Below are 20,917 nucleotides of genomic sequence, written 5' to 3'. Positions count from 1 at the left end.
ACCTCGCATGACTGGCATGAATTCCGGCATATGACTATGCAGTTCGTGCCACGCAAATATGGCGGACGCAACGATACGGGATGCAGCGCACAGTGGTGGGATTGTGAGCCATTTCGATTTCACGCCCCCGTCCCTATCCTGAGATCGCTTTCTGCACTGCAGGATGATGTTGAGCCGACCGAGCGCGATGCAACCGCGCTGCGGTACAACCGAAATGGCACAATCTCGCCGAAAATTTCGACCTTCGATGGAGCCGGCTTGCGATCGCTGAAATCAAGCGCAAAACTCGATGTGCCCCGAACGTGCCAACAGGAGGCTTGCGTGCGAACATTCCGAGCGCTTTGCGGCGTTGCATCAATCGCAATATTTGCCGGTCCGTCTTTGGCGCAGACACCCGCCAGTCAGGAGCAGAAACCTTCCATGGAAGAGTTGATGCGCCGTCTCGATGCGCTGCAAGCCCGCGCAACAGAAGGTGACAAGCTGATCAGCGCGCTGCGCCATCGCGTCGACGAACTCGAAACGCGCGATAAGCATTCGAAGTCCCAAGCCGCCACCGCACGTCGTGACGTCGTCGCACCGACCACCGGGCAAAAGCCGCCTGCGATTCCGGTTGCGTCGACTGAGCCGCGCATGACTGCGAGTGCTGCGGTCCCTCCACAAGCCGCGGCGGCGCCCATTCCGGGCCTGCGTCCGCCCGAACCGATGGGCAGTCAGTTCGACGGCGAAGGCGAGGACGCGCTGCGTTCCGATCTCCCGGGTTTGTCCTTGCGCATCCCGGGTTCGCAGTCCGAGGTGCGATTCTACGGTTTCGCGAACGTCAATGGCTACCACGACTTCAATGGCCGCAATCAGTCCGATGCGCCGACAGTGCAAACCATTCCGCTTTCCGGAAGCCCCGCCGACATCCAGGGAGGCGATACCGGATTGTCCGCCCGGTTCAGCCGCATCGGTATGGATACGCGCACGGCGACCGCCTGGGGCACTCTGGAAACCCGCTTTGAAGGCGACTTCGGCGGGGGCACGGCAGCCTCACCCAATGCGGTCTTTCGGCTCCGTCAGGCCTGGGGCGAGGTCGGCAGCGAACAGTTTCGTGTCCTGGTCGGCTGGGCGAACAGCCTGTGGAACGAGGGCGTCTATGAAACCGTGAACTTCTCGACCAATCTCAACCAGTCATTCGTGCGCCAGGCGCAGGTTCGGGCGACCGCGACATTGGCTCCGGGATTGACCGGGCACGTTTCGATCGAGATGCCGGATACGCAGTACACGTCCGCGGCAGGCGTATTCACGCAGATCAGCACCCCGGCTGGCTTTGGTGGATTGAGTCCGTCATTTGCCTCCGTGCCCGATCTACTCGGCCGGCTCGAATACCGGAACGATGGCCTGGGCCTCGACCTGCGCGGCCTGCTGCGCGATCTCACCATCCGCACGGCTGGTACGGCGGCGGCGCCGCCAGCGGTCGAGCGCAATACCGCCGGTTGGGGTGTCGCAGGTAGCGGTCGCTTCCCAATGCGATGGCTGTCACCAGCTTTCGGTCCGGACGAGCTGGTTGGCATGGCCTATTACGGCCAAGGCATCGGGCGCTATTTCGGCGCCAATACCTTCGGCCAGGATGCGCTGTCCAACATCGGTCTGCCCGGCGTTGTCGATCCCAGCCTCGACGCCCTGCCGACCTATGGCGCGAGCGCAGGCTACCGCCGCTTCTGGACACCGCAATTGCGCAGCAATTTCGTCTACTCCTACGCATGGCAGCAATATCCGTCCTATGCGCAATTGTTCGTGCCGGGATCTGCCTCGGCGACGTCGTTGAACAGCACCATGCAGCAGGGGATCGTCAATTTGATCTGGAGCCCGTTCGCCGAGCTTCGTGGCAACAGCGTCGGGACCGGATGGCTCGACGTCGGTCTTGAATATGTCTACTCCCATCGGGACGTGTACGGCGGCACCGCAGCAACAGCCCCGGTCAGCACCGGCTCTGGTACCGCCAATCGCATCCTTGGCTCGGCCACTGTGCGGTTCTGAAGACAGTCTTGTTGCTTCGCAGGCAGACATGGAAGCCTTGCTGACACAGACGTTCGTTCGGGTCGGTAATTGCCCCGGAACAATCTAGGCGCATTCGGTATTCAGCCGGATTTTGATGCGTCTTATTGATTGTTCGTAAGGCAGCGTATGAACGGACAGATCGCGAAAGGATGAGCAATCCTCTCCCGAGAGGCCTCCGTGTCTCCATGGTCCTTTCAGATCGTCGCCGCACTCGCGGCGATGACGCTGGCATCTTCGTCAGAGGAGTAGCGGGGTCGTCGCGTTGATTACGAGATCAGCGGTTTCGAGCGCGCATTGGCGTCCGATCCTTCCTCGCTGTTCTCATAGCATGGATCATCATGGTACCAGCGCCGCTCCAGCCGTCGCTAATGGAGCGGGAGGATTTCCGACATGAGCGCGCGCAGTGACGCCACGAACACGCCGCCATCGAAGACGATGACGCAAAGAGCCCTCGACACTGTCGAACGTGTCGGAAACAGCGTCCCGCACCCGGTCGTGATATTTCTGATCCTCATCGCCATCGTGTTGGTGCTGTCTCACTTACTCTACATGTTGGGGGCAAGCGTCACCTATCAGGTCATCAACCCGGATACTCACAAGATCGAGACCGCGACCTCTGCCGCCAATAGCCTGCTGACGGCGGATGGAATTCGTCATATTTACACCCGGCTCGTGCCAAACCTCATGGGTTTCACCGCGGTTGGGCTGTTGATCGTCGCCATGATGGGCGTCGGCGTCGCCGAGGAAGCCGGCCTGATCAACGCGTTGATCAGAAAACTCGTGGCCGTCTCTCCGAGTTGGGCACTCGTTTACATCGTCGCGTTCGTCGGCATCTTGTCCAGCATCGCCGCAGACGCCGGCTATGTGGTGTTGATCCCGTTGGCCGGCGCCGCCTTCTTGAGCGTTGGCCGGCATCCTCTCGCCGGGCTCGCTGTGGGATTTGCCGCAGTCGCCGGTACATTCACCGTGAACATGATCATCAAGCCGCTTGATGCCGTTCTGACGGAAATCACCAACGACGCAATCCACATGGTCAACCCCACCACGTCGCTGGATCTGACCGCCAACGTCTCGTTCTCGATCGCCTCCGTTCTTGTCCTGACCATCGTCATCGCGCTCATCAACAACCGGATCATCGAGCCACGGCTGGGCGCTTACCAGGCCGAGAAGACCGCCAACACTCAGCCGGAGGCGAACGGAGGGCAGCTTTCCGCCGACGAGTCGCGTGGGCTGAGGTACAGCGGCTTTGCGCTGCTCGGGGTCGTGATCCTGTTCCTTCTGTTAACGGTTCCGTCGGGCGCGCCCCTGCGCAATCCGACCACGGGCGTCCTGATCGGCAACTCACCATTCATGAACGGCCTGATCGGGGTCATCATGGTGCTGTTCCTTGCAACCGGGATCGCATACGGCATCGGCGCGAAGACGGTGAATAGCTCCACGGCCGTCATCGCGGCCATGACCAAGGCGGTGGCTTCGCTGAGCGGCACCATCCTCCTCTTCGTCGTCATCAGCCAGTTCGTCGACTACTTCAACTATAGCAACATTCCGACGTTGATGGCCCTGACGATGGCCGATGTCTTGAAGAGCGCGAATATCGGCACGCTGTGGCTGCTGGTTGGCTTCATCATTGTCGTCATGATCCTGGACTTCGTGTTCACGCCGGCGATCGCCAAATGGGCCATCTTCGCGCCGGTCTTCGTGCCGGTGTTCGTGCAGCTTAACGTTGATCCCGCGGCCGTCCTGGCCGCCTACCGCGTCGGCGACTCGCCGATCAACGCGATTACCCCGCTCAATGCCTACTTTGCCATGGTGGTCGGATTTGCCCAGATTTACGACAAGAAAGCGGGCGTCGGGACGGTTGTCGCGCTGATGTTGCCGTACACTCTCTGGATGGCCATCATTTGGATCGTGCTGTTCGTTGTCTGGTACCTGCTGGGCTTGCCTTGGGGATTATGAGGCGCAAGGCAGCCCTAACCCGGAAAAACCCCGAGATGTCCGGGTAAATGGCCTGATTGTTCACCAAGGAAAATCAACGTTAGATGACGGTCCGTTGGGCCTCGTTAAAGGCAGTGAACGAAAACGGCGAGTGAGGGGCGTTTGACCCGACACAGGTCGGGGCTCCCTCGGTGCTTCTCATTATGGAGGCTTGGAACGCGCAATGAATGCGAACGCCGATGCCGACAACAACTATTCCTACGTATCAACCGGACACTTGCCGGCCGAAGCGGAAGTCATCTCGCTGATCGACGAGGTGTACGCGCGCTACAAATCAAATACGGACGGCAAGAACTCTCAAGTATATCCCGCGCTCGCCGAAGTACCGAGCGACCTGTTCGGCGTTTGCGTGGTCGGCACCAACGGCGCGGTCTACGCTGTGGGGGCGGCCGAATACGAGTTCTCGATCATGAGCGTTTCCAAGCCGTTCATCTTTGCATTGGTCTGTCAGGTCCTCGGCGCGGCGCAGGCACGCCAGAAGCTTGGAGCGAACGCAACCGGCCTTCCGTTCAACTCGCTCGCTGCGGTCGAACGTAACCCCGATGGCCGCACAAATCCGATGGTGAATGCGGGCGCGATTGCGACGACAAGCCTCGTCCCGGGAGCAACGGCTGATGCGAAATGGAAGTTCATCCACGACGGATTGTCACAGTTCGCCGGACGTCCGCTTGCGCTTAACGACGAGGTTTATGCCTCGGCGACGGAGACCAACTTCCGAAACCAGAGCATCGCCCGCCTGCTCCAGAGTTTCGAACGGATTTACTGTGATCCGGCAGAGGCGACAGATCTTTACACCAGACAATGCGCGCTGAATGTGAGTGCCAAGGATCTGGCGGTGATGGGTGCGACTTTGGCGGACGGTGGCGTGAACCCCATCACGAAAGTGCGCGTGGTCGATCCGTCGGTCTGCCACTACGCACTGGCCGTCATGACGACTGCCGGAATGTACGAGACATCAGGCGATTGGCTTTACGATGTCGGGCTACCGGGCAAGAGCGGCATCGGCGGCGGGATCGTCACGGTCTCCCCCGGAAAGGGCGGTCTGGGGACCTTTGCGCCGCCGCTTGACAGCGCCGGAAACAGCGTCAAGGGACAGCTTGTAGCGAAGTATCTGTCGCAGCGGCTGGGCATGGATTTATTCATGTCCAACCCGGAAGCGTAGGTTTGCAATTGTCGGAGATTCAGCCCGCACTGACTGTGGCTGGACTTCAGAAAAAATGACAGGGGACACGCCATGACGATGGCATCTGCGACGACGGTTCACTCCGTCGAAGAAGAGAATGCATCCTGGGTGCCGATGATCACCATCGCCCTCGGCCAGATGATCATGTCTTTCAACGTCGCCTCCTTGCCAGTTGCGCTGGGAGGGATGGTCAACAGTTTTGGCGTTCCGCCCACGACTGTCGCCACCGGTATCGTGGCTTATTCGATGCTTGTTGCCGGCTTCGTCATGCTCGGTGCGAAGCTGACACAGCGCTACGGGGCGACGCACGTATTCCGCGTTGCCGTTGCCGTGTTCGGCGCCGCGCAGGTATTGATGACGTTCAGTCCAAACGCGGATCTCATGATTACTGCGCAGTCCTTGTCCGGCGCGGCTGGTGCGGTGATCGTACCGTCGTTGGTCGCGCTTATCGCGGAAAACTACAAGGGGCGACAGCAGGCAACAGCCGTTGGCGCATTGGGTTCCGCGCGCGCCGCTGCGGGCGTTCTGGCGTTTGTCATCGGCGGTACTCTAGGCACATTCATCGGATGGCGCCCTGCGTTCGGGATTCTAATCGCCGTGTCGGCTGTGGTTTTCCTTTTGAGCTTTCGTCTCAAGCCCGATGAGGCGCGTCCGGAGGTCCGGATCGATTTCGTGGGTGTCATTCTCGCTGCCGCAGCCATCATTCTGATCAGCTTCGGTTTCAACAACCTCAATCGGTGGGGGCTGGGATTGGCGGGGCCCAATGCGCCATTCGACCTCTTTGGCGTATCTCCCGCCCCGATCATGATCGTGATGGGTATCGTGTTCGGTCAGGGTTTTCTAAGTTGGACCCACAGACAGCAGGCTGCGGGGAAGACGCCGCTTCTAGCGCTCGAGGTGATCGACTCCCCGCAGGAGCGGGCGGCGGTGTATGCGATGTTTGCTGTCGTAGCGCTGGAAGCGATGCTCAATTTCTCGGTTCCATTATACATCCAGATCGTGCAGGGGCGCACGCCGCTGGCGACAACAATCGCCATGATGCCCTTCAACCTCACCGTCTTCTTCGCTGCGATGCTGATCGTGCGGTTCTATGGTCGGTTCACGCCGAGGCAGATCGGACGCTATGGCTTCATACTCTGCACTGTGGCGCTCCTTTGGCTCGCCTTTGTCGTGAGGAATGATTGGAGCGCCGTCCCGGTTCTCCTTGGGCTGGTGATTTTCGGCATTGGACAGGGATCGCTGGTCACACTGCTGTTCAACGTGCTGGTCACGGCTTCGCCGAAAGAGCTCGCGGGCGACGTCGGCTCGCTGCGCGGCACGACCAACAATCTCGCCGCGGCCGTCGGCACAGCGGTGGCCGGGGCACTCCTCGTCGGCCTGTTAAGCGCCGCTGTTTTGCGGACCATCGCCGAAAATCCAAAACTGCCGCCTGAGATACAGGCGCAGCTGGACCTGGATAACATCACCTTCATCAGCAATGACCGGCTGCAGAGCGTGATGGAGCAAACCACGGCCTCTCCGGCTCAAGTGGCGGAAGCGGTGCGCGTCAACACTGTCGTGCGATTGCGTGCTTTGAAAATTGGCCTCCTCATCATGGCTGGCGTTGCCTTGCTTGCGATTTTCCCGGCAGGGAAGCTGCCCAACTTCCTGCCAGGCGAAATTCCCGACCCGGCGCCGCGTAAGCGCGGAAGGAACGAATAGCAATCGTAACCTCCTGGCAAGAAACAGCGTTTGCTACGACGGACAATGTGGCGATCGCGCCCGCGTACTGACCAACGGCTCAGAAGACCCTCCGGAGGGCTCCATGACCAAGCTCGATGATGTCCTGTCCAACGTCGACGCAAATCTCGATGCGGCTCTCGAGCGTCTGTTCGCGATCCTGCGCATCAAGTCGATTTCAACCGATCCGGCTTACAAGGCCGAATGTACGGCCAATGCCGAATGGCACGTGGCCGACCTCAAAAGCATTGGCTTCGACGCCTCGGTGCGCCCGACACCGGGGCACCCGATGGTCGTGGCACATGACCGCAGCGTGCCCGGTCCCTCGGCACTGTTCTACGGCCATTACGATGTGCAGCCGGTCGATCCGCTCGAGCTCTGGGAGCGCGATCCCTTTGACCCGTCTATCCAGACGATGCCCGATGGCGCGAAGATCATCACGGGCCGCGGCGCCGCGGACGACAAAGGGCAACTCATGGCCTTTGTCGAGGCCTGCCGCGCCTGGAAGGCGGTCACCGGCAAACTGCCGATTCCGGTTTCGATCCTGCTGGAGGGCGAAGAGGAATCCGGTGGCGTGAACCTGCCGGGCTTTCTCGATGCCCATGCCGCGGAGTTGCGCGCAGATATCGGCCTGATCTGCGACACCAACATGTGGGACCACGAGACGCCGGCGATCCAGACTATGCTGCGCGGACTCTGCGGTGAAGAGGTCATCATACACGCCGCCGACCGCGACCTGCACTCGGGCTTCTATGGTTCGGCCGCGGCCAATCCGAACCGCATCCTCGCCCGCATCCTCTCTGACCTGCACGACGACAACGGACGCGTCACGCTGCGCGGCTTCTATGACGGCGTACCGGAACTTCCCAAGGCGCTGCGCGAGCAATGGGACAGCCTGAACTTCAGCGCAAAGTCCTTCCTCGGCGCTATCGGGCTTTCGATTCCCGCCGGCGAGAAGGGCCGCGACGCGCTGGAGATGGTCTGGTCGCGCCCGACCTGCGAAATCAACGGCATGGGCGGCGGCTACCAGGGGGCCGGCTTCAAGACCGTGATTCCCGCCATGGCATCGGCAAAGGTGTCTTTCCGCCTGGTTTTCGATCAGGACCCCCATGCCATCCGCAAAGCCTTCCGGGAGCATGTGCATGCACGCGTCCCGGCCGATTGCCGTGTGGAATTCCTGGAGCATGGCGCGGGTCAGGCGATCCGCTTCCCGATCGAGGCCCCGGCCTTCGGCAAGGCGCGCGACGCACTGACGGCCGAATGGGGCAAGCCCGCAGTCTTCATCGGCGGTGGCGGCTCCATTCCCGTGACCCATCAGCTCAAACAATCGCTGGGCATGGACGTAGTGCTTGCGGGCTTCGGCCTCGAGGATGACCGCATCCACAGCCCGAACGAGAAGTACAATCTCAAGAGCTTCCATAAGGGCATCCGCTCCTGGGCACGTATTCTGGAAGCGCTGTCGCGGTAGAGCGGCACGGGCAAGCAGCGCTGGCTCCGGGCCAGACCGCCCTCGCGAGGTGCGATGACGCCGCATATACTCATTACCTTTGCCATCATCGCCACGATGGTGCTGCTGTTCGTCTCGAACTGGGTGCCAGTCGCGGTCGTGGCGCTAAGTGCGACACTCGTGCTTTACGCGACCGGCATTCTGGAGCTCCCCGAGGCGCTGGCAGGTTTCGGCGACACCACGATACTCTTCATTGCTTCGCTCTTCGTGGTGAGTGCCAGCCTGGATTCGTCCGGCGTCACCACGTGGGCAGGCCAGGTGCTGATCCGTTACGCAGGCGAAAGCCGGACACGCCTGTTGGTGCTGTCGATGCTGCTAGTGGCCTTTCTCACGGCGCTGATCGGCTCGGGTGGCGCAGTGGCTGCCCTGCTGCCCATGCTGGTGATCGTCTCCGTCCGGCTCAAGCGGCCGCCTGCGCAACTCATGATGCCTCTCGCCTTCGCCTCCTATTCGGGTTCGATGCTGGTACTGACCGGAAGCCTTGTGAACGTGCTGCTTTCCGACGCGGCGAGCGATGTCGGTCTCGCGCCCTTCGGCTTTTTCGAGATGACGGTGATCGGCGTACCGCTCCTGGCAGGCACCGTGGCCATCGTGATTCTTTTCGGCGATATGCTGCTGCCGGTGCGCACTAGCCGGGAGATGCCGGAGGATCTGAGCCACCATTCGCGCATGCTGACCGAGCAATACAAGCTGTTTGACCAGGTGTACCAGCTCGAGATCACCGCCGCCTCGCCCTATCGCGGCACGTTGCAGGCGGTGCTGGAATCGCGGCTGGAGCGCGAGAACCACCCGGAGCTCAGCTTCATCGCTATTCGCCCTCGCCGCCAGAACAGCATCTCGTGGCAACATTCTCTCGTGGAAGGCGATCGGCTCATCATGCGCGGTGAGCAGGCGGCGATGGACGCGTTCGCCGAGCAGCATGGCCTGACGCCCTGCCAGGAGACGATCGGCAAAATGCGGGAGGCACTGTTCAACGATAGCCATGGCTTTTCCGAGGTGGTGCTGCCGCCCCGCTCTCGCCTGATCGGTGAGACCGTCTTCCCCGGCATGGTCACCGAAAGTGGCGATCTGATTATCCTAGGCGTTCAACGCGGCGGCGAGAATCTCGGACCGGGCGAAACCGTTCTTGCGGCGGGTGACACGCTGTTGCTGCAAGGCCGTTGGGAAGCGCTCGAGGAGTACGGGCGAGATCCCAACGTGCTCGTCGTTGCTGCCCCTGACATGATCCGCAGCCAGGCCAGGCCCCTGGGCACCGGCTCCATACGCGCCATTGTCATTCTCGCGGTCATGGTTACGCTGCTAGCGACGGGCGTCGTGCCAAGAGTCGTCGCTGGATTGGCGGCGGCCTGCGCGGTGATCCTGTTGCGCGTACTCAAGATCGAACGAGCCTATCGGGCGATTAACTGGAACGTGCTAATCATGATCGCTTCGCTGATCCCGCTCTCGACCGCCATGTACAAGACGGGTGCAGCCTATCTCATCGCCGATACACTCGTTGCCATTGTCGGCAATGCGAGCCCGTACGCGCTGCTGGCGGGGCTGTTTTTGCTCACGGCGCTAATCGGCCAGTTGATCAGCAGCACAGCGACGACACTCATCGTCATTCCGATAGCGATTGCCTCCGCGGAAGCCGTCGGTGTCTCGCCGCGCACCGCGCTGGTGACTGTGGCGGTGGCTGCGGCCGCTTCCTTTCTTACGCCAATCGCCGCCTCAGCGAGCCTCATGGTGCAGGGCCCCGGCGGCTATCGATTTGGTGATTTCTGGAGGATGGGTCTACCGTTGCTGCTCTGGTTCTTCCTGGTAGGCACGTTTCTCGTGCCCATGCTCTGGCCATTCGCAGGATGAGCAGTTTGCGCAGGATGATTGGTTTGCGTCTTAACCGACCGGGTATTTCCGCATGAACACCAATCTTGCTTTGGTTCTTCTGCTGCTTGCGGCCGCGATCGTGATGTTTATGGCCAATCGCCCGCGCATGGATGCGGTCGCGCTGCTGATGATCGTGATCATGCCATTTACTGGGGTGATTACCATCAACGAGGCGCTGGCGGGGTTCAGTGATCCCAGCATCGTGCTGATCGCGGGCCTCTTCGTGATCGGAGAAGGGCTGGTGCGCACCGGTGTGGCGCGTCGCCTCGGCGATTGGCTGAACGCGACCGCCGGCAGCAGCGAGACGCGCATGCTGGTGCTACTGATGCTCGCGGTCAGCGGGCTCGGTGCATTCATGAGTTCGACGGCCGTGGTGGCCATCTTCATCCCGGTCGTGCTGCGCATCTGTCAGAACACGGGTGCCGCGCCGAGCCAGCTGATGATGCCCTTGAGCTTTGCGGCCCTGATCAGTGGCATGCTCACCCTCGTTGCGACGGCGCCGAATCTCGTGGTCAACGCCGAGCTGATCCGCCAGGGTGCGGCAGGCTTCGGCTTTTTCAGCTTCACGCCCTTTGGGCTCACATTCCTGGCGCTCGGCATTGCCTATATGCTGTTCGCGCGGCGGTTTCTGCCCGTCTCCGCCAAGCGTGTGGACGGCGAGCGCCGTCAGCCGAACTTGCTTGATTGGGTAACGCAGTATGGCCTCACCGATCGCGCCTTGCGCGTACGCGTGCTGACTGACTCGCCGCTGGTCGGCAAGCGCCTGGAAGAGCTCCCGCTCCGGAACAGTGGCGTAAATCTGCTCGCCATCGAGCTTCCCAGCCGCTTCGGGTCCGAGGCGATCCGCCCGAACGCAAGGACCGAGCTCGCCGCGGGGCAGATCTTGCTGCTCGACGTCATCGCGTCCCCTGCCGAAACCAACCGGATGCTGAATGACTATATGGTCGAAAAGCTCCCTTTGGGCGATTGCGGCTACTTCACCGATCGTTCGCAGGAGATCGGCATGGTCGAAGTCATCGTCCCGGCGGAGTCCAAGCTGATTGGCCAGAGCATTTTGCAAGCGCGGGTGCGCAGCGAAATGGGATTGACGGTGCTGGGGTTGCGGCACGGTCGCGAGGTCGTGAGCCAGGGGCTGCTCGATGAGACCTTGAAGGTCGGTGACACCCTTCTGCTGACCGGCTTCTGGTCTGACATCCGCAAGCTGCGATCCGAATTCTCGGATCTTGTCGTCCTGAACCTACCGACCGAGCACAAAGAGGTTCTCCCGGCCGCGAACCTCGCACCTCAGGCTCTGGCGGTGCTGGCTTTGACGGTCGGTATGATGGTCAGCGGTGTGGTGCCGAACGTGCACGCGGTTCTGATCGGCTGCTTGCTGATGGGGTTGCTGGGCTGCGTGGATTTCAACAGTGCCTATGCCTCGATCAACTGGAAGAGCCTGGTTCTTATTGTCGGCATGCTGCCCTTTTCGCTGGCGCTGCAACGAACCGGTGGCGTCGATCTCGCCGCCGACGCGGTGACGCATCTTGCGGGCGAGGCATCACCGCGAGTCCTGTTGGCGCTGCTCTTCGTGATCACGGCTGCGCTTGGCCTGTTCATCTCGAATACGGCGACCGCGGTGCTCATGGCGCCAGTAGCGCTCGCTGTCGCGAAGGACATCGGCGCCTCGCCGTATCCCTTCGCGATGACTATCGCCATCGCGGCCTCGGCCGCCTTCATGACGCCTGTGTCTTCGCCGGTGAACACCTTGGTGGTCGGACCGGGCAATTACGGTTTCGGCGATTTCTTGAAGATTGGTGTCCCTTTTACCGTCGTCGTGATGGTAACGACCCTGGCGCTGGTGCCTTGGCTGCTCCGATTTTAGCGGCCGTCAGGCCGGGCGCGATCCCGCGGACGGTTGCTCTTTCTCGTCCCGCGCAAACCAGGCTACATACAGCGTCGGCAGGAAGACCAGCGTCAGAACGGTGGCGACCAGGAGTCCGCCCATGATCGCGAATGCCATCGGTCCCCAGAATACTGTTGGCGCGATTGGAATCATCCCGAGAACAGTCGATACGGCCGTCAACATGATCGGCCGAAAACGGGAGCTGCTGGCATCCACCGCAGCGTCCCAGGCCGTCTTGCCCAAAGCGCGTTCGGCGTCGATCTGACCGATCAGAATGACCGCGTTCTTGCTGATCATGCCGAGCAGCGCGAGTACGCCGAGAATGGCGACAAAACCCAGGGGCCTGCCGGACAGCATCAACGCTGCAACCACGCCGATAAGGCCGAGCGGCGCCACGCTGAGCACCATGAACAGTCTCGGAAAGCTCTGGAGCTGCACCATGAGGACGGTAAACATGACGAACAGCATCACCGGCACCACCGCCAGCACAGACGCCTGCGACTTCTGACTTTCCTCCACGGTGCCACCCACGACGACGCTGTACCCCGAAGGAAGGCTCTTTCTGAAGTTCTCGATCGCCATCGAGAGCGACGTAACCACGCTCTCCGGCAGCTTGTCACCGGCAATGGCAGCCTGAACCGTCAGGGTCGGAACGCGGTCGCGCCGCCAGACGAGCGGAAACTCCTGGTCATATTCGAAGGAGGCGAACTGGCTGAGAGGAACAGTCTGCCCACCCGGCAGCGCCACCTGCAAGTTGCGCAGACCGTCCAGCGAGCCCCTCTGCTCGTTGGTCGCGCGCGCCACCACATTGACCAGATAGATATCGTCGCGAACCTGGGTAATGGGTGTGCCGGATATGACCGTATTCAGGACTGTCGCGATCGCTTGCGAACTGAGGCCGAGAAGGCGAGCCTCGTTCTGGTCCACGCGAATACGCACTTGGCGATTGGGTTCCATCCAATCGAAATTCACCTGTTTGGTGTCCGGACTGGAGGCTACGATCTGTCCGACTTTGAGCGCGATTTCGCGCACCCGCTCCACGTCGGGCCCACTGACCCGATACTGCACCGGCCATCCAACCGGCGGTCCGAGCTCAAGCGGAGAAACGAACGCAATCGCGTTAGGAAACTCCTGCGCGAGCAGCTTTTCGAGCTTGGAATGCAGGCGCTCGCGTGCAGCGACATCCTTAGCGATCACCACGGCCTGCGTGAAGAAATCGTTCGGGAGCTGAACATTAAGGGGCAAATAGAAGCGGATGGCGCCGCGCCCGACATAGGTGCTCCACCGCGCCACATCGGCATCGGTCGAAAGGGCAGCATCCAGGCGCTTTGCCGCAGCCTCGCTCGCGTGGATTGACGAGTTCTGCGGCAAGCTCAGGTCCACGAGCAATTCAGGACGGTCCGACGATGGAAAGAACTGTCGCGGGATGAGCGGCAGCGCAAGCACCGAACAAACGAAGAGCGCCAAGGAGATCGCGATCGTCAGCCATTTCGCGCGCATCGCGAAAGTCAGGAAACTCCGATACATGCGGAAGATCCTGCCCGGATCCGCCGTACTTGTCTGCTTCGGTGGAACAAGGATCGCTGCTCCGAGCAGTGGCGTGAAAATGACCGCAACGAACCAGGAAACCAGCAGTGCGATCGTGACCACGGCGAAGAGCGAGAACGTGTATTCACCGGCGGAACTCGCGGCAAAGCCGACCGGTATAAAGCCCGCTATCGTCACCAGCGTGCCCGCGAGCATCGCCATTGCATGGGTCCGATATGCGAAAGTTGCCGCCTCGATCTTACTGGCGCCCTCTGCGAGCCGACTGAGCGTCGCATCGGTCGTGGTCATCGCATCGTCGACCAGCAATGCGAGCGCAATGATGAGCGCGCCAAGCGATATTCGCTGCATATCGATGCTGAGAAGTCCCATGATCGGAAACACGATCGCCAGCGTGAACGGTATGGCCAGCGCGATGATCAGGCCGGGTCGTACGCCCAGGCTGATGAAACTCACCACCATGATGATGCCGATCGCCTGCATCAGCGAGACCGTAAACTCGCGGATCGCCTGGTCGACGACAACGGGCTGGTCCGCGACCAGGCTGGGCTCAATTCCAATGGGGAGATCCGCGGTGATTTGCGCCATTGCCTTTCTAATATTGGCGCCGAGCGCGAGAATGTCGCCGCCATCCCGCATGGCGATTGCAAGGCCTATTGCCGGTTTGCCATTGATCCGAAACATCGGCTGGGGCGGATCCGTGTAGCCGCGTCGCACCTGCGCAATATCGCTCAGGCGAAGCATGCGGCCGCCGGCGGAAAAATTGATGTTGGCGATGTCCTGCTCCGACTGGAAGCTGCCTGATACCCGAATCGAGATGCTTTCCAAGCCTGTCTGAATCGTTCCCGCCGGACGCACGATGTTTTGCGACTGGAGCGCCGCAATAAGAGCGGACCGATCAATTCCGAGGGCCGCGAGCTCCTTCGTGGAGAACTCGACGAAGATCACTTCATCCTGTTCGCCCAGAAGCTCAATCTTTGACACGTCAGGTACGAGAAGCAGCCTTGAGCGGATGTCCTCGACCCGATCGCGCAACTCGCGCTGAGTGAAGCCGTCACTGGTAAAGCCATAGATGATGCCGAATGTATCACCGAATTCGTCATTAAACCCCGGCCCGATCACGCCTGCGGGTAGTGTATGGCGCATGTCTCCGATCGTCTTTCGTACGTGGTACCAGGTGTCGGCCACCTGTTTCGCATTCGCGTTCCCCTTCAGATTTACAAAGACGGTCGCGACACCGGCCCTTGTGAAGCTCCGCAGGAAGTCCAGATGCGGCGTTTCCTGCAAGTGACGTTCGAGGCGCTCAGTCACCTGCTTCATCGTCTCTTCCACAGTTGCGCCGGGCCACGCGGCCTGGACGACCATGGTCTTGATGATGAAGGCGGGATCTTCGTTGCGCCCCAACCGGAAATAGGACAGCGCCCCCCCGACCACCGCAATCACCATCATATAGACGACCAGCGAACGGTGTTTCAGAGCCCAGTCGGAAAGATTAATTCCGCTCATGGCTCGGATCCAAGAATCCGGACCTTCTGACCCGGATGCAACGCCTGAACGCCGGCGGTGACAACTATTTCGCCGATGTCGAGCCCCTGGGAAATGATGGCCTGCGCTTCATCGAATCGCAGCACGTCCACATTGCGCACCGCGACCGTGGCGGTGGCCGGGTCGACGACCCATACGGCGGGCTGCTCGTTCATCCTAGTCAGTGCGGAAGATGGAATATCGATCATCGGCCCTGCGGTGGTACTCACTCGCCCTATCACTGACGCACCCAACCGCATCGCGGCTGGCGGATCCGTCAGGCCGACCTTGACCTCGAAGGTTCGGGTCACAGCACTGGCCTGTGCAGCGACTTCGCGAATGCGCCCTTGCGCCGTTATCGACGGATCGTCAGCCAAGCTGACAGTAATCTCTGGATCGGTGGAGGCCGACCTGATCAATTGAGCGGGGACATCGAAGATCGCATCGCGACCGTCCTGCCGTGCGATCCTGGCGATCATCTGCCCGACCTGGACGACCTCGCCGGCGACCGGACCTGTGGCTGTTATCACACCGGGTGCATCAGCCTTGAGTTCAGTGAAACCAACGAGGTCATGCGCAGAACTCAGTTGCGCTTCGGCCGCATCGACTTGCGATTGCGCGGTTTGCCGTGCCTGGGTTGCGGCATCATAGTTGACGCGCGTGGTCCACCCCTGCGCCAACAGCGTCTCCTGACGATCGAAGTGATTGCGCGCCTGGGTCAATTGCCCCTGAGCGGCGGCAAGGGAGGCCTGCGCCTGCCGCAGCGTGCTCAGTTCATTCTGCGACTCCAATCGTGCCAGCACCTGGCCGGCCTTGACCCGGTCGCCTATCTTGGTGTCATTACTCAACAATCGTCCCGAGATCCGGAATGCGACATTCACCTCGTCCTCTGCCTCGACCCGTCCGGAGAATGTCAGCGGCGTTGTGACCTTGCGTTTTTCTACGGTCGCTGTGCGTACGATCCGCGGCGGAGATGCGTCCTTGGTTTCGGTTTCCCGTCCACATCCTGCCAGCATCAGCGAGAACGCCGTCACCAGCGTCGATGTGAGGATGTTTCGGGGCGCGGATCGGCTGCCGTGCATGAACATGACCTGTTCCGTTCCGGGAGTGAGATCTTGCCGGGAGGATTGCTCAGTCCGCAGTCGCATTTTCCCCGGTACCGCCATCCGCATTTTTGCCGAAGGAGTCCGCCGTCAACATCGGTAAATCTACTCGGTGGTGCCGGATGGAATCCGTGCTCGGCCATCAGCAGATTCCTGAGACATGATCAGGCAATCACCCGATGTCGCCGGTTCCGTCCACGACGCATGATGCAATCGTCAGGTGAAGCAGTCGCGACCCCTGCCGCGGCTCCGCCGTTTGAATTCTCGTCTGGGGCGCGCAAACGCGCTTCCTCAAAACACGGCAGACCCGGACGACACAATCCGGGAGCAACCGAGGAAACCGGGATGACAGGGTCCTCAGGTGATCGATATGGGCGTGCCGTCGTCGCGGTTAGAGGATCGTGGCGAACTGCGACTTTCAGAGCCACATTTTTCCTTTGCCTCTGGCTCGTGCTTGCCGGCGCCAATCCGACAGATATTCCTGCCGCCGCGGCAGCAACCGCGGCAGCAACCTGGGTAAGCCTGCACCTGCTGGAGCCGAGCAGATCCCGACGGTCAATTCCTGCCATCGTGCGCCTGGCGCTGCTTTTCCTATACCAATCGGTGGTCGCCGGCGTAGACGTCGCACGCCGCGCGCTCGATCCCCGGCTGCCGCTGCGGCCGGGATTTGTGTTTTATCCGACCGGCCTCTCACGCGGGATGCAACGGAACGTGTTCACGACACTCACCAGCCTTTTGCCTGGCACTGTGCCAACCGGGGAGGAGAGCGGGCAGCTCGTCTATCACTGTCTCGACGTCGAGCAACCGGTCGTTGCCGAACTTGCCGCGGAGGAAGCGGCGTTGGTTCGGGCCCTCTACAATGACTGAATTCCTCACTGCCGCAGTCGGCTTGATCCTGGCGATGCTGGGGCTCGGGCTGGTCTCCATCTTGCGTGGCCCGACAGATGCCGACCGGATGATGGCGGCGCAACTGATCGGGACTGCCGGCATTGCCGTCTTGCTGCTGCTCGGCACCGTGACAGGCGTGCCGGCGGCCGTCGACGTGGCATTGATACTGGCACTGCTCGCCACTTTCGCATCCATCGCATTCGTCAAGAAGGGGCTCTCCCGCCTCGAAACCGATGGGGCCGATCCGGGGGAGGACAGATGAGCGTCGCACGCGACATCATCACGGTTGCGGGAGTGTCGGCAGGCGTATTCTTTTTTTTCGCCGGCACCGTCGGCCTTCTTCGCTTTCCCGACACCCTGACTCGTCTGCACGCGCTCAGCAAGGCCGATAACCTCGGCCTGGGTTTCGTCGTGCTCGGGCTGCTCCCCCAAACAGGAGGCCTGCGCGACGGGCTGAAGCTGATCAGCATCTGGATGTTCGTGCTGCTCGCGGGCGCCACCGTCTCCCAATTGATCGCGCGCACGGCACGTCAGAGCGGGTCAGGCAAATGAACATCGCAACAGTGTTCGAGATCGCGCTCGCCGCCGTGGTGCTGGGCCTCGCCATCTGGACGATCGCCGTCCCCGATACTTATTCGGCCACGGTTGGTTTCATCGCCTACGGACTGCTGGTTGCGCTGATCTGGGTCCGTCTTGACGCCGTCGATGTCGCGCTGACCGAGGCTGCAATTGGCGGAGGCCTTGGCGGCGTCGTGCTGTTGGGTGCGGCGGCCCGGCTGCGCGATACCGAGGCGATGACAACGGAAGGGCCCAGCCTGATCGTGCGCTTGAGCGCGGCCATAGTGTCCGCGTCGATCGCGGCAGCGCTGGCCGTCACGATCCTGCTGCTGCCAGATCCGGCGCCAACGCTCGCGCCCGCCGTCGTCGCGAATGCCGGGGCGACCGGAATGACCAACCCCGTCACCAACGTTCTCATGGCATTCCGCGGAATGGACACCATGCTCGAGAAGGTCGTGCTCCTGCTCGCCATCGTCGGTGTCTGGTCGCTTGCGTCGGACCAGGCCTGGGGCGGTCGTCCCGGACCACGCCACCAGGCTGATCCAAATGGTGTTCTCGCCTTTCTTGCGCGCCTGTTGCCACCCGCCGGCATCGTCGTCGGCATTTACATCCTGTGGACGGGCGCTGATCACCCCGGCGGAGCATTTCAGGGCGGCGCGGTTCTCGCATCGATGTGGCTGCTGGTGATCATGGCCGGGTTGGTGGATACCCCGCCCGTGCGCAGTCGATGGCTACGTCTCATCCTGGTGGGCGGTCCCGGCCTATTCCTTGCCGTCGGCCTTGGCGGGCTCTGTTTTGGGTCGGCGTTCCTTGCCTATCCCGTTGCGTTCGCCAAGCCGCTAATTCTGAGCATTGAGGTCGCGATGCTCCTGACGATCGCGACGACGCTCGGCCTGCTGCTCGCCGGTGCACCTGAAAGGAGCGCTGAGCGATGAGCGCCGTGACGGTGTTCGGACTATGCGCCGCCGCGGCGGTCGGGCTCGGGCTCTACGGCCTGATTGCCAATCCGCAACCGCTTCGCAAGATCATCGCATTCAACCTGCTCGGCAGCGGCGTGTTTCTTCTGTTCGGCATCGTCGGGCGGCGAGGCGCCGCAGCGGGCTTTGGCAACGACCCGGTGCCGCAGGCCCTGGTGATCACAGGAGTCGTGGTCGCGTTTTCCGCAACGGCTCTGGCGATAGCCTTGTTGCTGCGGCTTTTTCAGATCGCCGGCTCCACGACGCTCAACAGTCGGGCGGCGGCGAGCCCGCGCTCCGATCCGTCCGGTCACTGATGCTACCCCCCGCCCCCGCGCTGGTGACCACCGCCGGCGGCTTCCTGCTGGTGCTGTCGATCGTCGTGCCGGTCGCGGGCGTCTTGCTGGCGTTCGCTCTCGGTGAGCGCTACGTCCGGCAGGTTGCCTCCACGGTCGTACCGGTCGGGTTGGCGATTGCTCTCGCCGTTCTCGTGCTCTTGCCGCGGAGCGACGGCCACCTCGTCTACCTACTCGGCGCCTGGCCACCGCCGCTCGGCGTAGCCCTCCGCGCGGACGGATTGTCGGCGGTCATGCTCGCGACGACGGCGGTCGTGATCTGCGCGGTCGCCATTTTTGCCGCAACCGATTTTCGTCCCCAATCTGTCGAAGCGCGCGCACCTTTCGCATTCTGGATCCTGCTTCTGGCAATCTGGGGCGCGCTGAACACGATCTTCGTCGCGGGAGACCTCTTCACGCTTTATGTTGCGCTGGAATTGCTGACGTTCGCCGCAGTGCCTCTGGTCTCTCTCGACGGTCGCGCGGAGACGCTTCGGGCCGCGCTGCGGTATCTGCTCTTCGCACTGCTCGGCTCGGTCCTCTACCTGATGGGCACCGCGCTGCTCTATGGTCTCTACGGCACCCTTGATATCGAGTTGTTGTCGCATCGCGTGAGCGCGGACTCCGGCGTGCTCATCGCGGCAGCCTTGATGACGACCGGTCTCCTCGCAAAAACTGCACTCTTTCCGTTGCACCTCTGGCTGCCGCCCGCTCACGCCGGCGCACCGGCCGCAGGTAGCGCGATCCTGTCCGCCTTGGTCGTGAAGGGATCGTTCTTCATCCTTGTGCGGCTCTGGTTCGACGTCATGCCGGGTTTGCCCGGCTTGGCTGCCGCACAATTGCTCGCGGCGCTTGGAACCGGAGCGATCGTGTTCGGAAGCGTGGTCGCTCTCCGGCAAGAGCGCCTCAAGCTCCTGATTGCATATTCGACGCTGGCTCAGATTGGATATCTCTTCCTGATGTTTCCTCTTGCGTTCGGCGCGTCCGGGAAGCTCGAAAGTGACCAGGCCCTGGCGGGCGGCCTATTGCAGGCGGTTTCCCATGCGATTGCCAAGGCGGCGATGTTCATGGCCGTCGGATCAATCTACACCGGGCTCGGCCACGATCGCATCACCGGACTGCGAGGTGTCGCACGGGCCCTGCCCTTGAGCGTCCTGGCGTTCGCAATTGGCGGCATCGCCTTGATGGGTGTTCAACCGAGCGGAGCGTCACTCGCGAAGGAGTTATTGCTCCAGGACACGGCGAGGACGGGGCAGTGGTGGTGGGCCGTTGTGCTCCAGGCCGGCGGAATGTTCACGACCGCCTATGTCGTACTAGTCCTGTCCCATGCGTTCGCGCCATCAGACCAGCCGATTACCCTCATCGGCCCAGCCCCGCTCAGCCGGGACCTTGCAGCACTTGCCTTGGCCCTCTGTTCTTTGTTCCTTGGCTTGCTGCCCTGGGATTCATATTTGCCGGTCCCGTATGATGCCACATCGAAGCTGTTCGGCATCGACGCGCTATCCAAATTGCTCCTGCCTGTGCTGGGAGGGGCGGCGCTCGCGATCCTGCTCAGCCCGTGGCCACACCCGCTGGGCTCATCCGCGACCTGGAAAGCGCTCATGAGAGTGGTCGGTCCGCTCCGGCGCGGCTGTCTTAGATCCGGCAGCCTTATCGAAAGAGGCGACGAAGTTCTCCGTCAATGGTCCGCCGCGGGCATCTCCCTGCTCCTGGTGTCGCTGCTGCTCGCCGCGTCGATGTTCGCAGCAAATTGAAGACTCAGAACAGCCGGATCGCGCAGATCGGGCCGAGGGATTCCCCTGCTCTAATGATCCGG

15 protein-coding genes are annotated in these 20,917 nt (G+C 61.7%); 13 read left to right on the top strand and 2 right to left on the bottom strand.

Going from position 1 to position 20,917, the window contains the following annotated elements; genetic code table 11:
* The first annotated feature begins 420 nt into the window (after positions 1-420).
* The 7 genes from AB7Z56_RS11120 (at position 421) to AB7Z56_RS11090 (ending at position 12,171) form a co-directional block, all read left to right on the top strand.
* On the top strand, positions 421-2,019 hold the full coding sequence (locus AB7Z56_RS11120) for a DcaP family trimeric outer membrane transporter (protein ID WP_063981785.1): 1,599 nt from the start codon (positions 421-423) through the stop codon (positions 2,017-2,019).
* Positions 2,020-2,430: 411 nt separating this feature from the next.
* On the top strand, positions 2,431-3,996 hold the full coding sequence (locus AB7Z56_RS11115; protein WP_354123503.1) for an AbgT family transporter: 1,566 nt from the start codon (positions 2,431-2,433) through the stop codon (positions 3,994-3,996).
* 202 nt (positions 3,997-4,198) lie between these two features.
* Positions 4,199-5,197 carry a glutaminase A gene (glsA, locus tag AB7Z56_RS11110; RefSeq protein ID WP_354123504.1) on the top strand — a complete coding sequence of 333 codons (999 nt, stop codon included), beginning with the start codon at positions 4,199-4,201 and terminating at the stop codon, positions 5,195-5,197.
* Between the two features lie 72 nt (positions 5,198-5,269).
* Positions 5,270-6,919, top strand: coding sequence for an MFS transporter (locus tag AB7Z56_RS11105; RefSeq protein ID WP_354123505.1), 1,650 nt, complete (start codon positions 5,270-5,272; stop codon positions 6,917-6,919).
* Between the two features lie 103 nt (positions 6,920-7,022).
* On the top strand, positions 7,023-8,405 hold the full coding sequence (locus tag AB7Z56_RS11100; protein WP_354123506.1) for a M20/M25/M40 family metallo-hydrolase: 1,383 nt from the start codon (positions 7,023-7,025) through the stop codon (positions 8,403-8,405).
* A gap of 54 nt (positions 8,406-8,459) precedes the next feature.
* Positions 8,460-10,289 carry an SLC13 family permease gene (locus tag AB7Z56_RS11095; protein WP_354123507.1) on the top strand — a complete coding sequence of 610 codons (1,830 nt, stop codon included), beginning with the start codon at positions 8,460-8,462 and terminating at the stop codon, positions 10,287-10,289.
* A 52-nt stretch (positions 10,290-10,341) separates the two neighbouring features.
* Positions 10,342-12,171, top strand: a complete 1,830-nt coding sequence (locus AB7Z56_RS11090) for an SLC13 family permease (protein WP_354123508.1) — start codon at positions 10,342-10,344, stop codon at positions 12,169-12,171.
* Positions 12,172-12,177: 6 nt separating this feature from the next.
* Here AB7Z56_RS11090 and AB7Z56_RS11085 read toward each other — a convergent pair whose 3' ends face one another.
* Together AB7Z56_RS11085 and AB7Z56_RS11080 are read right to left on the bottom strand one after the other, a co-directional pair.
* Positions 12,178-15,243 carry an efflux RND transporter permease subunit gene (locus AB7Z56_RS11085; RefSeq protein WP_354123509.1) on the bottom strand — a complete coding sequence of 1,022 codons (3,066 nt, stop codon included), beginning with the start codon at positions 15,241-15,243 and terminating at the stop codon, positions 12,178-12,180.
* Complete coding sequence (locus AB7Z56_RS11080) at positions 15,240-16,343, bottom strand: efflux RND transporter periplasmic adaptor subunit (protein WP_063986176.1); 1,104 nt, start codon at positions 16,341-16,343, stop codon at positions 15,240-15,242. Before AB7Z56_RS11080 ends, AB7Z56_RS11085 begins: the two co-directional genes overlap by 4 nt.
* Before the next feature lie 366 nt (positions 16,344-16,709).
* Here AB7Z56_RS11080 and AB7Z56_RS11075 point away from each other — a divergent pair, with 366 nt between their 5' ends.
* From AB7Z56_RS11075 to AB7Z56_RS11050, 6 genes are read left to right on the top strand one after another with little or no spacing between them, the layout of a single operon-like run.
* Complete coding sequence (locus AB7Z56_RS11075; RefSeq protein ID WP_354123510.1) at positions 16,710-17,231, top strand: Na+/H+ antiporter subunit E; 522 nt, start codon at positions 16,710-16,712, stop codon at positions 17,229-17,231.
* Positions 17,224-17,514, top strand: coding sequence for a monovalent cation/H+ antiporter complex subunit F (locus AB7Z56_RS11070; protein ID WP_071911305.1), 291 nt, complete (start codon positions 17,224-17,226; stop codon positions 17,512-17,514). Before AB7Z56_RS11075 ends, AB7Z56_RS11070 begins: the two co-directional genes overlap by 8 nt.
* Positions 17,511-17,804, top strand: a complete 294-nt coding sequence (locus tag AB7Z56_RS11065) for a cation:proton antiporter (protein WP_028152034.1) — start codon at positions 17,511-17,513, stop codon at positions 17,802-17,804. The genes AB7Z56_RS11070 and AB7Z56_RS11065 overlap by 4 nt, the downstream gene beginning before the upstream one ends.
* A gap of 11 nt (positions 17,805-17,815) precedes the next feature.
* Complete coding sequence (locus tag AB7Z56_RS11060; protein ID WP_354123511.1) at positions 17,816-18,745, top strand: MnhB domain-containing protein; 930 nt, start codon at positions 17,816-17,818, stop codon at positions 18,743-18,745.
* Positions 18,742-19,083 carry an NADH-quinone oxidoreductase subunit K gene (locus AB7Z56_RS11055; RefSeq protein ID WP_014493399.1) on the top strand — a complete coding sequence of 114 codons (342 nt, stop codon included), beginning with the start codon at positions 18,742-18,744 and terminating at the stop codon, positions 19,081-19,083. The genes AB7Z56_RS11060 and AB7Z56_RS11055 overlap by 4 nt, the downstream gene beginning before the upstream one ends.
* Positions 19,084-19,133: 50 nt before the next feature.
* Complete coding sequence (locus tag AB7Z56_RS11050; RefSeq protein WP_354234651.1) at positions 19,134-20,855, top strand: complex I subunit 5 family protein; 1,722 nt, start codon at positions 19,134-19,136, stop codon at positions 20,853-20,855.
* Positions 20,856-20,917: the final 62 nt, after the last annotated feature.

The sequence above is a fragment of the Bradyrhizobium sp. 482_C4_N1_8 genome (assembly GCF_052075965.1).
GTDB lineage: Bacteria > Pseudomonadota > Alphaproteobacteria > Rhizobiales > Xanthobacteraceae > Bradyrhizobium > Bradyrhizobium barranii.
This window is presented reverse-complemented; position numbering and strand designations above follow the sequence as displayed.

Excerpts from the sequence above, each read along its gene's own strand:
- AB7Z56_RS11120 (WP_063981785.1), top strand. The coding sequence starts at position 421 with ATGGAAGAGTTGATGCGCCGTCTCGATGCGCTGCAAGCCCGCGCAACA.
- AB7Z56_RS11115 (WP_354123503.1), top strand. The coding sequence starts at position 2,431 with ATGAGCGCGCGCAGTGACGCCACGAACACGCCGCCATCGAAGACGATG.
- glsA (WP_354123504.1), top strand. The coding sequence starts at position 4,199 with ATGAATGCGAACGCCGATGCCGACAACAACTATTCCTACGTATCAACC.
- AB7Z56_RS11105 (WP_354123505.1), top strand. The coding sequence starts at position 5,270 with ATGACGATGGCATCTGCGACGACGGTTCACTCCGTCGAAGAAGAGAAT.
- AB7Z56_RS11100 (WP_354123506.1), top strand. The coding sequence starts at position 7,023 with ATGACCAAGCTCGATGATGTCCTGTCCAACGTCGACGCAAATCTCGAT.
- AB7Z56_RS11095 (WP_354123507.1), top strand. The coding sequence starts at position 8,460 with ATGACGCCGCATATACTCATTACCTTTGCCATCATCGCCACGATGGTG.
- AB7Z56_RS11090 (WP_354123508.1), top strand. The coding sequence starts at position 10,342 with ATGAACACCAATCTTGCTTTGGTTCTTCTGCTGCTTGCGGCCGCGATC.
- AB7Z56_RS11085 (WP_354123509.1), bottom strand. The coding sequence starts at position 15,243 with ATGAGCGGAATTAATCTTTCCGACTGGGCTCTGAAACACCGTTCGCTG.
- AB7Z56_RS11080 (WP_063986176.1), bottom strand. The coding sequence starts at position 16,343 with ATGCACGGCAGCCGATCCGCGCCCCGAAACATCCTCACATCGACGCTG.
- AB7Z56_RS11075 (WP_354123510.1), top strand. The coding sequence starts at position 16,710 with ATGACAGGGTCCTCAGGTGATCGATATGGGCGTGCCGTCGTCGCGGTT.
- AB7Z56_RS11070 (WP_071911305.1), top strand. The coding sequence starts at position 17,224 with ATGACTGAATTCCTCACTGCCGCAGTCGGCTTGATCCTGGCGATGCTG.
- AB7Z56_RS11065 (WP_028152034.1), top strand. The coding sequence starts at position 17,511 with ATGAGCGTCGCACGCGACATCATCACGGTTGCGGGAGTGTCGGCAGGC.
- AB7Z56_RS11055 (WP_014493399.1), top strand. The coding sequence starts at position 18,742 with ATGAGCGCCGTGACGGTGTTCGGACTATGCGCCGCCGCGGCGGTCGGG.